Source organism: Clavibacter michiganensis, from assembly GCF_002151125.1.
Taxonomy (GTDB): domain Bacteria; phylum Actinomycetota; class Actinomycetes; order Actinomycetales; family Microbacteriaceae; genus Clavibacter; species Clavibacter michiganensis_C.
Window position 1 is genome coordinate 164,595 of the sequence record NZ_MDJZ01000004.1, and the last position, 12,688, is coordinate 177,282.

Here is a 12,688-nt window from a genome sequence, read left to right on the forward strand (position 1 = left end):
GCCGCGACCCGTCCGAACGCGCTAGCTGCGCATCCACCGGCGGAGCTGCCCCCGACCCGTCCGAGCGCGCTAGCTGCGCATCCACCGGCGGAGCTGGTCGATGCGCTGCTGCAGCTGCGTCACGCTGCACTGGCCGACCGCGGGCCCGCCGCACACGCGGCGGAGCTCGGCGTGCACGAGCCCGTGCGGCTCGCCGTGCAGCTTCGCGCGCATGCCGACGAGGCTGTTGAGGAGCTGCCGCTGCTCCTTGAGCGTGCGGTACAGCGGGATGTCGTCGGGATCCTTCGGCGCCCCGCTCTCGGCCTGCTTGCGCTCGCGCTCGGAGGCGTGCCGCGACTGCCGGTGCTGCCGCTGGGCGAGGAGCTCGCGCACCTGCTCGGGCTCGAGGATCCCGGGGAGCCCGATGAACTCCTCCTCCTCGAGGCTGCCGACGTCGGCCATCTGCCCGAACTCGGCGCCGTCGAAGAGCACCTTGTCGAAGGTGGCCTCGGAGCCCATCGCCTCGAACGAGAACTCGCTGAGCAGGGAGTCGGATCCCTTCTCGCTGCGGTTCGCCTCGCCCATCATGGCGTCCTCGGGGTTGTAGAGGTCGCCCTCCTTGGAGGAGTCGCGGTCGAGGGCGTGGTCGCGCTGGCGCTCGAGCTCGTTGGCGAGCACGAGCAGGTTCGGGACGCTGGGCAGGAAGATCGACGCCGTCTCGCCGCGACGCCTCGCCCGCACGAAGCGCCCGATGGCCTGCGCGAAGAACAGCGGGGTAGACGCGCTGGTGGCGTAGACCCCGACGGCGAGCCGCGGCACGTCGACGCCCTCGGACACCATGCGCACGGCGACCATCCACCGGGAGGTGCTCTGGGAGAAGCGGTCGATGTTCGCGCTCGCCTCGACGTCGTCCGAGAGCACGAGGGTCACGGGCTGCCCGCTGATCCGCTGCAGGATCGCCGCGTAGGCGCGCGCGGTCGTGTGGTCGGTCGCGATGACGAGGCCGCCCGCGTCGGGGATGGACTGGCGCACCTCGCTGAGGCGGCGGTCGGCGGCGGCGAGCACCTGCGGGATCCACTCGCCGTCGGGGGCGAGCGCCGTGCGCCACGCCTGCGAGGTGATGTCCTTCGTGTTGCCCTCGGCGAGCTGGGCCTCCATCTCGTCGCCCATCTTGTTGCGCCAGCGCATGCTGCCCGCGTAGGCGAGGAAGATGACGGGCCGCACCACGCCGTCGGCGAGCGCGCGGCTGTACCCGTAGTCGTAGTCGGTCTGCGAGAGGCGGACCCCGCGGTGGTCGCGCAGGTAGCTGACGAACGGGATGGGCGCGGTGTCGGAGCGGAACGGCGTCCCCGTGAGCGACAGGCGGCGGGTGGCGCGCTCGAAGGCCTCGCGGATGGCGTCGCCCCAGCTGAGCGCGTCGCCGCCGTGGTGCACCTCGTCGAGGATCACGAGCGTGCGGCTCTGCTCGGTCATGGTCTTGTGGAGGTAGGGGTTCGCGGCGACCTGCGCGTAGGTGACGGCGGCGCCGTGGTAGTGCCGGCCGAGCGCGCCGGAGCTGTTGCTGTACATCGGGTCGAGGCGGACGCCCGCGCGCGCGGCCGCGTCGGCCCACTGCTTCTTGAGGTGCTCGGTGGGGGCGACGACCGTGATCCGGTCGACGGTCTTCCGGTGCAGCAGCTCGGAGGCGAGGCGGAGGGCGAACGTGGTCTTGCCGGCGCCCGGCGTCGCGTTGGCGAGGAAGTCGCGCGGCTCCTTCTCGAAGTACGCGGTGAGGGCCTCCTCCTGCCAGGCCCGCAGCTTGCTGACGGTGCCCCAGGCGGCGCGCTCCGGGAAGGCCGGCGAGAGGTGCTCGGCCGCGGCGGATCCGACGTGCGGAGGAGGGGTCGGGACGGTGCTCACTCGACCTCACGATACCCGCACCGGGCGGCCCTCCCGTCGAGCGCGGGGCCGCCCCGGCAGGTCGCGCCGGGCGGATCCGCGCGGCCAGCGGCCCGGCGTCCGCGTGACGGCGCGGGAGCGGATCCGCGGCTCCGCGACGGTCCGGGCGCGTCGCCGCGATCGATGCGCGAGCGGTGCCCACCAGCCGCCCGGCGGGCGCCCAGGACGCTCCCCTCAGGACGCGCGCGGCACGGGTCCCAGGAGCGTCGTCGCGATGGTCTCGGCCGCCTGCCGGTCGCTCGACGGGTGGAAGCCGCCGGCCAGCACGTCGCGGTACAGGCGGCCGAGCTCGTCGCCCGTGCGGAAGGATCCCCCGCCCGCGACGGCGACCGCCCGCTGCACGACCTCACCGGCCGTGCGCGTCGCCCGCACCTTGGCGCCGACGAGCAGGGACGCCCAGCGGTCACCGTGGTCGACCCCGCGGTCGACGTCGTCGGCGAGCGCCGTGAGCTGCGGGAGGAGCGCGTCCTGCGCGAGGGCCGCCTCCGCGACGAGGTGCCGGATGCCGGGGTCCGCGGCGAGCGCGGCGCCGCCTGCCGCCCGGGAGGTGCGGCGGAGCGCGGACTCGACCGCGAGGTCGAGGGCGCGCTGCCCGATCCCGGCGTACACGGCGGCGATGAGCAGCTCGAACGCCTGCAGCACGGCGAGGACGAACGGGTCGTCGCGTCGGCCGTGCTCGCGCCGGCGCACGACATCGGCGGGTGCGGCGCGGACGTCCCGGAGGACGACCGTGTGGCTCTGCGTCGCGCGCATGCCGAGGGTGTCCCAGTCGGGCACGATCTCGAGGCCCGGCGCGTCGCGCGGCACGAAGGCGTGCACGAGGAGCGGCCGCTCGGGATCCCGGTCGTCGCGCCCGAAGAGGCCGAGGCGGGTCCAGGCGGGCGCCATGCTCGAGGAGACCTTGGTGCCCGTGAAGCGGTAGCCGCCGTCCGGGTCGGGTGCGGCCACCGTGAGCGCGTCGGCGAGCGCCTGGTCGTTGCCGGGCTCGCTGATCGCGAAGGCCAGCACCTCGCCGCGGCCGGCGTCCTCGAGGACGCCGCGGAGGGAGTCGTCGCCGCGGTCGGCGAGGATCCGCGCGACGGCCGTCCAGACGAGGTGCATCCCGACGCCGAGGGCGGTGGCGGGCGCCGCCTGGGCCAGGAGATGCTGCGCGCGCACGGCGTCGGCGAGCGAGGCCCCGGATCCGCCGAGCTCCCGCGGCACCAGGAGCCGGAGGTGGCCGGCGTCGCGCAGCTCGTCGAGGTCCTCGGCGAAGAACGCGTTGCGGGCGTCGTAGCCGGCGGCGCGGCCGCGGATCCGGTCGAGGAGGTCGGCGTCGAGGTGCGCGAGCGGGTCGGCCGGGGAGGCGGGCGTCATGCGCCCAGTCTCCCCCGCCGCCCCGGCGCGCGGCCCGGCCGGGTTGGGGACTCAGGCGGCGGACAGCACCAGCGCGTTGCCCCACGGGTCCTCGAAGGCGAGCGCGCGCCCGTCATCCCGCGTGGCGACGCCCGCCGCCCGGAGCCGCGCGTCGACCGCCTCCACCTCCTCGCGCGTCGGCACCTCGATGCGCACGGTGCCGAGCCCGAGCGTCGCCGGGCGGCGGCCCGCGCCCCGGCTGTTCCAGGTGTTCATGGCCATGTGGTGGTGGTACCCGCCCGCGGACACGAAGATCGCCGATCCGTGCCACCCCGCCACGAGCTCGAAGCCGAGCGTGTCGACGTAGAACGCCGACGCCCGATCCGTGTCGCCCACCTGCAGGTGGACGTGCCCGATGCTCGCGGCGTCGGAGGCGTCGTCGGCGACGGGCGCGAGCTCGTCCCGGAGGAAGGCGTCCGGGTCGAGCCGGAGGCTGTCCATGACGACGCGTCCGTCCTGCCACGTCCACTCGTCGCGGGGCCGGTCGGTGTAGAGCTCGACGCCGTTGCCCTCCGGGTCCGTGAAGTAGAAGGCGCGGCTGACGAGGTGGTCGGCGCTGCCGGTGAAGGTGCCGGGCGCGCGCTCGGCGAGCGAGGCGACGGATCGGGCGAGCGCGGCGGGCTCGTCGAAGAGTACCGCCGTGTGGAAGAGGCCGGCGTTCCCCGGGCTCGGGAGGTCGAGGCCGCGGGCGGGCGCGAGGATCACGGCGGGCACCCCGTCGCGCCCGAGCGTGGTGGACTCCACGCCCTCGGCGAGCTGGTCGAGGCCGACGGCGTCGCGGTAGTAGGCGGTCATCCGGTCGAGGTCGCCGACCAGCAGGGTCACGGGCCCCATGGTCGTGTCGGCGGAGAGCAGGTCGGGCATGGGTCCTCGTTCCTCGGGCGGTGCATCGGTTTGCTTGAATGCTCAACCAATGCCCGGGCGCCCGCATTCCCGATGCCGCCGGAGCGCGTTCCTATGATGGGAGCGTCCCACCCGGAAGGAAGCGCATGACCGAGCCCCACCCCTGGCGCCGCTACGTCGCCCTCGGCGACTCGTTCACGGAGGGCATCGGCGACCCCGAGCCCGGCAGCCCCGGCGGGTACCGCGGATGGGCCGACCGGGTCGCCGAGGTGCTGGCCGACCAGGTCGACGGCTTCTCCTACGCCAACCTCGCGATCCGCGGCCGCCTCCTCGGGCAGATCGCGGACGAGCAGGTCGAGCCCGCGCTCGCGCTGCACCCCGACCTCGTGTCCCTGTCGGCGGGCGGCAACGACATCCTCCGCCCCGGCGCCGATCCCGACCGCCTCGCGGACCGCCTCGACCAGATGGTCGCCCGTCTGTCCTCCGAGGGCGCGACCGTGGTGCTCTTCACGGGCACCGACGTCAAGTTCTCCCCCGTCTTCGGGCGCCTCCGCGGCAAGGTCGCGATCTACAACGAGGACATCCGCGCCGTCGCCGCCCGCCACGACTGCATCGTGGCCGACCAGTGGGCGCTCACCGAGATCCAGGACCCGCGCATGTGGGACGTCGACCGGCTGCACCTCGCCCCGCTCGGGCACCACACGGTGGCGCGCATGGTGCTGCACGCCCTCGCGGTCGAGAACGACCTGCAGCCGCTGAAGCCCGAGCCGCTGCCCCCGCGGACGTGGAGCCAGGCGCGCGCCGGCGACATCGACTGGGCGCGCGCGTACTTCGTGCCGTGGGTGCTGCGTCGGCTCCGCCACCAGTCCTCGGGCGACGGGCGCACGGCCAAGCGGCCCGACGCGTCGCCGTGGACGCGCACGGACGCCGCCGGCTGATCCCCCGCGCCGGCTCCGTCGACCGGCGCGTCAGCCGAGCAGCTCGCCCGGGTTGCCGAGGCGCCACCAGCCGTCGGGACCGGGGATCGCGCGGTCGAGCGCCAGCGGCACCCGCACCGTCTGCTCGCCGGCCGTGACGGTGGCCGCCCCGACCTCGGCGCCGGCGGGGGCCTCGCCGGACCCGGAGGCCTCGACGGTCGTGGTGACGGGCGTGTCGCCCCACACGAGCAACGACTCGTCGGCGGTGGCCACGGCCTGGGCCGTCGCGCCCCACGCGGTCGCGTAGTCGGCGAACGGCTCCCCCGCGGTCGCGACCTGCACGACGTGCAGGTTGGCGGTCACCGTGGGCAGCAGGGCGAGCACCTGCCGGGCGAGCTCGGCGTGGTCGCGGGCACCGAGGGTCACGCCGACGACCGTCACGTCGCGGTCCCCCACCTTCGTGTCCACGGCCCACAGCAGGCATTTGCCGGCCTGCTCGAGGGTGCCGGTCTTGATGCCGCGGAACCCGGGCACGTCCGCGAGCAGGTTGCGGTTCTCGACCGTGCCGACGCCCGACACGTCGGCGCTCTGCTGGTCGACGATGTCCGAGAGCACCGGGTCGGCGAGCACCATCTCGCCGATGCGCACGAGGTCGGCGGGGGTGCTCACGGTCTGGGGCGAGAGGCCCATGGCGTCGGCGACGTGCGTGCCCGTGAGCCCCTGCTCCGCGAGCCAGGAGTTCGCGGCCGCGACGAAGGCGTCGTTCGAGCCGTACGCCCAGACCCCGAGCGCCGCCGCGTAGTTGTTGGCGCTCGCGAGCAGGGCGCCCTCGAGGAGGTCGCGCTGCGACAGGCTCGTGCCCGGGACCGCGGGCTCGACGATCCCGTCCTGCTCCAGGATCTCGCCGCGGAGCGCCTCGTCCTCGGCCGTGAAGGTGACCTGCGGTCCGTCCTCGCCGGGTGCCAGCGGCTTCGCGCGGAGCACCACGAGGGCGGTGACGGTCTTGGTGATGCTGGCCATGGGCCGGGAGACCGGCGCCTGGTCGTTCGTCGCCAGGACTCCGTCGAACCCGATCGCGCCCACGGCCGAGACGCCGTCGCCCGGCCAGGTCTCCGGCGTCGGCACGTTGACGACGGGCTGCGGCGCGTCGACCTGCGCGACCGCGGCGGGCGGATCCGCGGTGAGGGTGACGGGGACGTACACGCCCGCCGAGAGGACGAGCGCGGCGGCGACGCCCCCCAGCGTGAGGCGGCGGGCGCGGCTCACGCGGGGACCCGCAGGGCGTACAGGGCGACGGCGCTCGCCGCGGCCACGTTCAGCGAGTCGACGCCGTGCAGCATCGGGATCACGACGGTCGAGTCCGCGTGCCGGAGCGCGTGGCGGCTGAGGCCGTCGCCCTCGGTGCCGAGCACGAGCGCGATCCGCTCGGGCGGGTCCGCCGCGAAGGCGTCGAGCGTCACCGCGTCGTCCTCCAGGGCGAGCGCCGCGAGGTGGAACCCGGCCCCGTGCAGGAGCGGCGCGGCCTCCGACCACTCGGGCAGGCGGGTCCACGGGACCTGCAGCACGGTGCCCATGCTGACGCGCACGCTCCGCCGGTAGAGCGGGTCCGCGCAGCGCGGGGTGATGAGCACGGCGTCCGCGCCGATCCCCGCGACGGCCCGGAAGATCGCCCCGACGTTCGTGTGGTCGACGATGTCCTCCAGCACGACGACGCGGCGGGCGTCCCGCAGCACGTCGGCGACCGCGGGGAGCGGCGGACGGTGCATCGCGGCGAGCGCCCCGCGGTGCAGGTTGTAGCCCGTGAGCCGCTCGAGCACGGCGGCGGCGCCCACGAAGACGGGCACGTCCGGGAAGCCCTCGAGGAGCGGGGCCACGTCGTCGAGCCACTGCTCCTGCACGAGGACCGAGCGCGGCACGTGGCCGGCGGCGAGCGCGCGGCCCATGACCTTGGTCGACTCGGCGATGTAGAGGCCGCCCTCGGGCTCGCTCACGCGGCGGAGCGCCACGTCGGTGAGCCGCGAGTAGTCCTCGAGGCCCGGGGAGGAGAGGTCCTCGATGCGGTGGATCTTCACGCCGGTCCTTCCTCCGTCCGCCCCTGGCGGGTGCGGAGCCTCGTCGCGCGGAGCCTTCGCGGGGATGCGCTGTCTAGACTCGGCAGGACAATGATGCCCTGCCCCGTCGCCGCCCGCCGACAGGTCGGGGCGTCCGCTCGGCACCGGGAGGCCCCATGAGCACCGCTCTCCGTGACGATCCCCGACCCCCCGCGGGGTCCACGATCGCCGAGGCCGTCGAGGTGATGCGCGGCCGCCGCACGGCCGTCCTCACGGGCGCCGGCCTCAGCACCGACTCCGGCATCCCCGACTACCGCGGCGAGGGCGCCCCGAAGCGGAACCCGATGACGTTCCAGCAGTTCCGCAGCGAGGGCGACGACTTCCGCCGCCGCTACTGGGCGGGCGGGCACCTGGGCTGGAAGGCCTTCAGCTCGGCCCGGCCCAACGACGGCCATGCGGCGCTCGCCGACCTGGAGGCCGCGGGCGTCGTCTCGGGCCTCGTCACGCAGAACGTCGACGGCCTGCACGAGCGCGCGGGATCCCGCCGCGTGGTCGACCTGCACGGCTCGCTCGACCGGGTCCTCTGCCTCGACTGCGGCCAGGCGTACGCGCGCTCCTCCATCGCCGAGCGCATCAGCGCCGAGAACCCGTGGCTCGACCAGCCCGACGCGGTCGAGCTCAACCCGGACGGCGACGCCCAGGTCCACGACGTCGACCGGTTCCGGATCCCCGTCTGCAGCGTCTGCGGCGGCATGCTCAAGCCCGACGTGGTGTTCTTCGGCGAGCTCGTGCCCACCGAGCGCTTCCAGGAGGCGAGCGCCATCGTGTCCGGGGCCGACGTGCTCCTCATCGCCGGGTCGTCCCTCGCGGTCAATTCCGGCATCCGCCTGCTCGAGATCGCCCGGAGGAGCCGCATGCCGATCGTGATCCTCAACCGCGGCATCACCAAGGGCGACACCCGCGCCACCGTGCGCCTCGAGGGCGGCACGAGCGAGACCCTCCGGGCGATTGCGACGGAGCTCGCGGCGTGACCCGCATCGTGCTCGTCCGCCACGGCCGCACCGCGTGGAACGTGGAGCGGCGCGTGCAGGGATCCAGCGACATCCCGCTCGACGACACCGGTCGCGCGCAGGCCGCCACCGCGGGCGCGCTGCTCGCCGAGGCGGTCGCCGGCGGAGCCGGCTGGGACGCGGTGCACGCGAGCCCGCTGAGTCGCGCCTTCGAGACGGCGTCGATCATCGCCGAGCACCTGGCGCTCGGCGGCGCGCCCACGGCGGGCCCGCTGCCGGAGCCCGCGCTCGCCGAGCGCCGCTACGGCCTGGCCGAGGGGCTCACCCACTCGGAGATCGAGGCGCGCTTCCCCGACGGCGACGTGCCGGGCCGCGAGACCGTGGAGTCCGTGACGGAGCGCGCGGGAGCGGCGCTCCTCCGGCTGGCCGAGCGGCACCCCGGCGGCTCGATCATCGCCGTGTCGCACGGCGGCGTGATCGCGGCGCTCGCCCGCAGTCTCGACGCCACGCTCCTCGGGCGCCCGGGTCCCATGATCGAGAACGGCTCGGCGCACACGTTCGGCGTGGTTGACGGCGAGCTGTCGCTGCTGCGCTTCGGCGGCGTGGCCGACCTCGCCGGCGTCGCTGACCTCGACCCCGCGCGCCGGGGCTGATCGAGGGCGCCGGCCCGAGACGGAGCGGACGCCCGCCCGGCTGCGCCCGCTCGGCGCTCAGGCCCCGCGCGTGCGCGCGACCTGCTCCAGGAGGTCGCCGAGCGCCCGGGCGGACCGGTCCCAGTCGTACTCCGCCGCACGGGCGATGCAGGCCGCCGACCGTCGGCGCCACTCCGCGGGATCCTCCAGCGCGCGCACGGCGGCGGCGAAGCCCTCGGCGTCGTCGGGATCCACGTACACGGCCGCGTCTCCCCCGATCTCCCGGAAGATCGGGATGTCGCTGACCACCACTGGCAGGCCGACGCTCATGGCCTCGATCACCGGGATCCCGAACCCCTCGTCCCGCGACGCGGTCAGCAGCGCGGTCGCCCGCCGCAGCGTCGACGCGTACGCGTCGTCGCTCGCGCCGTCGCGGAAGACGAGGCGCGCGCCGTCGGCGATCGCCTCCAGCCGTTCGCGCTCCGCGGGGGTGATGCGGCTCATGAGGTGCAGCTCGTGGTCGGGCAGGTCGTCGGCCGCGCGCACGAGCGCCTCGACGTTCTTGTAGGGCATGTACGAGCCCATGTAGACGAGCGTGCGCTCCGCGGGCGCCTCGCGCGGTCCGTCCGGGCGGCCGTCGGGCGCGGGCGCTAGCTCGGCGGCGTTCGGCACGACCACCACGGGCCGCGAGGTCAGGCGGTGCGCGCGGATGAGGCCGCGCGTCGTCTCGCTGACCGTCACGACCGCGTCCGCCCGGTCGAGCAGCAGCCGCTGCGGCCACCACGCGAGATGGAACGCCCGCCAGAGCGCGCGGACGGGAGCGGGCAGGTCGCGCGGGGGCCGACGGTGCCGGTAGTAGATGAGGTCGTGCAGGGTGAGCACGAGCGGGTAGGCGCGGCCCCGGGACCCCATCGTCTGCATGGGGCTGTACACGACGTCCGGCCGCATCCGCGAGACGCGTCGCGCGACCCACGGCTCGCGCGGCCCGGTCGGCGAGCTGACCAGCTGCCAGGGCAGGTCGGGCAGGAGCGCGAGCTGGCGGTGGTCGCTGATGAGCATGGTCACGTCGAAGCGCGTGGCCAGCCGGGCGACGAGCTCGGCGCCGTAGCGGCTGATCCCGTCGTGCCGGCCGATGCGGGTGTACCGGCAGTCGAACACGAGCCTCATGAGGCGGTCCCTCCGTCGAGGAAGCGGCGGATCGAGGCGGCGGCCTCCCGGGGCGTCTCGTAGTGGATGAGGTGCCCGACACGCGGGATCACCTCGAGCTCCGCGTCGGCGAACAGGCGCTGCAGGCGGTGCTGCGCGGCGACGGGCGTGATGTCGTCGCGCTCGGCGGCCACCAGCAGCACGGGCACGCCCACGCGCGGCGCGTACGTGCTCGCGTCCGACGACACGGACGCGCGGAAGGCCTCCAGGACGACGCGCCGGTCGCTGAAGGCGCTGAAGAACCGGTCGTGCTGGTCGTTGATCCAGCGGCGGAGGGAGCGGTCGCGCGTCTTCGCCATGGCCTCGCTCATCACGCGCACGATGGCGCGGTTGCGCAGCAGGCCGAAGCCCGCGCGCTCGGGCAGCACGGCGGCGGCGCGGTAGTACAGGACGGCGAGGCGGGTCAGGATCCCCCGCGGCCCCTCGAGCGCGGGCGCGGCGATGGGGTTCACGAGGATCGCCCGCGGGCTGGGCAGCCCGTCCGCGAGCGCCGCCGAGACGACGATGGAGCCGAACGAGTGGCCGAGCACCGCCTGGTCGCGCGTGCCGGTGGCGTCGACGAACGCGCGCAGCCACGCGGCGTAGCCGGCGATGTCGTGCCGCGCGTCGACGAGCGGCGTCGAGTCGCCGAAGCCGGGCAGGTCGGGCGACAGGATCCGCACGCCCGGCAGCTGCGCGACGACCGGCTCCAACCCGTGGTGGTCCCCGCGGAACCCGTGGACGACGACGAGCGCCTGCGCGGCCTCCGCCGGCCCGTACTCCCACCAGGCGGTGCGGCTCCCGAGGAGGTCGACGGTGCGGCGGACCACGGGGATGCGGTCGAGCTGGGCGGCGTAGGGCGAGGGGACGGTCATCGGGGACGAGTCTACGAGCGCCCGTCGCCCTGGCCCCCGGGCGCGCCGGGCTCCGCCCGCCCGGCCTTCCGGACCTAGAGTTGCGAGCGAGCCTTCCCGCCCCGAGTCGACGCCCCCGTCGCGCCCATGAGGAGAACCGTGAGCTTCACCGCCCCCATCACCCTGCCCGGCCTCACCCTCGACAAGCAGTGGTACAAGCGCTCGGTCTTCTACGAGGTGATGATCCGCTCCTTCGTCGACTCGAACGGCGACGGCACGGGCGACATCCAGGGCCTCATCTCCAAGCTCGACTACCTGCAGTGGCTCGGCATCGACGGCCTCTGGATCCCTCCGTTCTTCCAGTCCCCGCTCCGCGACGGCGGCTACGACATCAGCGACTACATGTCCGTGCTCCCCGAGTTCGGCACGCTCGACGACTTCAAGGAGCTCGTCACCAAGTCGCACGAGCGCAACATGCGCATCGTCATCGACCTCGTGATGAACCACACCTCCGACCAGCACGAGTGGTTCCAGCAGTCCCGGTCCGACCCCGACGGCCCCTACGGCGACTTCTACGTCTGGAGCGACACCGACGAGAAGTACGAGGACATCCGCGTCATCTTCGTCGACACCGAGGAGTCCAACTGGACCTTCGACCCGGTGCGCCGCCAGTTCTTCTTCCACCGCTTCTTCTCCCACCAGCCCGACCTCAACTTCGACAACCCGAAGGTGCACGAGGCCATCTACGGCGTCATCCGCCACTGGCTCGACATGGGCGTCGACGGCCTGCGCCTCGACGCGATCCCGTACCTCTACGAGACCGAGGAGGGAAACGGCGAGGGCGAGCCCGCCACGCACGAGTTCCTCAAGCGCCTACGCGCCATGGTGGACGAGGAGTACCCGGGCCGCATCCTCATCGCCGAGGCCAACCAGTGGCCCCGCGAGGTCTCCGCGTTCCTCGGCACCGAGGAGGAGCCCGAGTGCCACATGGCCTTCGACTTCCCGATCATGCCGCGCATCTTCTACTCCCTCCGCTCGCAGACCGCGGACGAGCTGAAGCGGATCATGGGCGAGACGTTCGAGATCCCCGAGGCGGCGGCGTGGGGCGTCTTCCTCCGCAACCACGACGAGCTCACGCTCGAGATGGTGAGCGAGGAGTACCGCCAGGCGATGTACGGCTGGTACGCCTACGACCCGCGCATGCGCGTCAACATCGGCATCCGCCGCAGGCTCGCCCCGCTGCTGGACAACTCGCGCGCGGAGCTCGAGCTCGTGCACGCGCTCCTGTTCTCGCTCCCCGGCAGCCCGTTCCTGTACTACGGCGACGAGATCGGGATGGGCGACAACATCTGGCTGCCGGACCGCGACGCGTCCCGCACGCCCATGCAGTGGACGCCGGACCGCAACGCCGGCTTCTCCACCGCCGACCCGGGCAAGCTCTACCTGCCCGTCGTGCAGTCGCTCGTGTACAACTACGCGCAGATCAACGTGGAGTCGCAGCTCGCCCAGTCGCGCTCGCTGCTGCACTGGGTGCGGAACGTCATCCACGTCCGGAAGGCGCACCCGGTCTTCGGCCAGGGCACGATCACGGTGCTCCCCACCGACCACGAGAGCGTCCTCGCGTTCGTGCGCTCCTACGAGGGCAGCGGCACCCACTTCGGCGACCGCGCCGAGGACGTGCTCTGCGTCTTCTCGTTCGCGCACAACCCCGTCTCGGTCACGATCGACGCGTCCGACTTCGCCGGCTCCCAGCTCTACGACCTCTTCGGCGGCGGCGTCTTCCCGACGGTCGGCGACGACGGCCGGCTCACGCTGACGCTCGCGACGCAGAGCTTTTACTGGCTGCACATGGGTGCGCCCGCCATCGGCGGTCGCCCGTAGCAT

11 protein-coding genes are annotated in these 12,688 nt (G+C 74.0%); 4 read left to right on the plus strand and 7 right to left on the minus strand.

Translation table 11 applies throughout. The annotated features are described in order from the left end of the window. Window positions 1–69 precede the first annotated feature (69 nt). From BFL37_RS02105 to BFL37_RS02115, 3 genes are all read right to left on the minus strand, one after another. Window positions 70–1,878: a DEAD/DEAH box helicase gene (locus BFL37_RS02105; RefSeq protein ID WP_086513516.1), complete on the minus strand. Its 1,809-nt coding sequence runs from the start codon at window positions 1,876–1,878 to the stop codon at window positions 70–72. Window positions 1,879–2,091: 213 nt separating this feature from the next. After that, window positions 2,092–3,273, minus strand: coding sequence for an acyl-CoA dehydrogenase family protein (locus BFL37_RS02110; protein WP_086513517.1), 1,182 nt, complete (start codon window positions 3,271–3,273; stop codon window positions 2,092–2,094). 51 nt (window positions 3,274–3,324) lie between these two features. Next, the gene (locus tag BFL37_RS02115; protein ID WP_086513518.1) at window positions 3,325–4,176 is read right to left on the minus strand and encodes a VOC family protein; all 852 of its coding nucleotides are present in this window, start codon (window positions 4,174–4,176) and stop codon (window positions 3,325–3,327) included. A gap of 125 nt (window positions 4,177–4,301) precedes the next feature. Between BFL37_RS02115 and BFL37_RS02120 the strand changes: the two genes are divergently transcribed. Further along, window positions 4,302–5,093, plus strand: coding sequence for an SGNH/GDSL hydrolase family protein (locus BFL37_RS02120; RefSeq protein ID WP_086513519.1), 792 nt, complete (start codon window positions 4,302–4,304; stop codon window positions 5,091–5,093). A 30-nt stretch (window positions 5,094–5,123) separates the two neighbouring features. Here the strand turns inward: BFL37_RS02120 and BFL37_RS02125 are convergent, their stop codons facing one another. Beyond that, on the minus strand, window positions 5,124–6,338 hold the full coding sequence (locus BFL37_RS02125) for a D-alanyl-D-alanine carboxypeptidase family protein (protein ID WP_086513520.1): 1,215 nt from the start codon (window positions 6,336–6,338) through the stop codon (window positions 5,124–5,126). Beyond that, window positions 6,335–7,144 carry a TrmH family RNA methyltransferase gene (locus BFL37_RS02130; RefSeq protein ID WP_086513521.1) on the minus strand — a complete coding sequence of 270 codons (810 nt, stop codon included), beginning with the start codon at window positions 7,142–7,144 and terminating at the stop codon, window positions 6,335–6,337. Before BFL37_RS02130 ends, BFL37_RS02125 begins: the two co-directional genes overlap by 4 nt. 155 nt (window positions 7,145–7,299) lie before the next feature. Here BFL37_RS02130 and BFL37_RS02135 point away from each other — a divergent pair, with 155 nt between their 5' ends. Beyond that, window positions 7,300–8,154 (plus strand): Sir2 family NAD-dependent protein deacetylase, encoded by an 855-nt coding sequence (locus tag BFL37_RS02135; protein ID WP_086513522.1) that lies wholly within the window; start codon window positions 7,300–7,302, stop codon window positions 8,152–8,154. Continuing rightward, the gene (locus BFL37_RS02140; RefSeq protein WP_086513523.1) at window positions 8,151–8,786 is read left to right on the plus strand and encodes a histidine phosphatase family protein; all 636 of its coding nucleotides are present in this window, start codon (window positions 8,151–8,153) and stop codon (window positions 8,784–8,786) included. The genes BFL37_RS02135 and BFL37_RS02140 overlap by 4 nt, the downstream gene beginning before the upstream one ends. A gap of 57 nt (window positions 8,787–8,843) precedes the next feature. On the opposite strand, the gene BFL37_RS02145 is transcribed toward BFL37_RS02140, so the two are convergent. After that, window positions 8,844–9,932, minus strand: a complete 1,089-nt coding sequence (locus BFL37_RS02145; RefSeq protein ID WP_086513524.1) for a glycosyltransferase family 4 protein — start codon at window positions 9,930–9,932, stop codon at window positions 8,844–8,846. Beyond that, complete coding sequence (locus BFL37_RS02150) at window positions 9,929–10,825, minus strand: alpha/beta fold hydrolase (protein WP_086513525.1); 897 nt, start codon at window positions 10,823–10,825, stop codon at window positions 9,929–9,931. Before BFL37_RS02150 ends, BFL37_RS02145 begins: the two co-directional genes overlap by 4 nt. Window positions 10,826–10,951: 126 nt before the next feature. Here BFL37_RS02150 and treS point away from each other — a divergent pair, with 126 nt between their 5' ends. Beyond that, complete coding sequence (treS, locus tag BFL37_RS02155; RefSeq protein ID WP_431305847.1) at window positions 10,952–12,685, plus strand: maltose alpha-D-glucosyltransferase; 1,734 nt, start codon at window positions 10,952–10,954, stop codon at window positions 12,683–12,685. The last annotated feature ends 3 nt before the right edge of the window (window positions 12,686–12,688 follow it).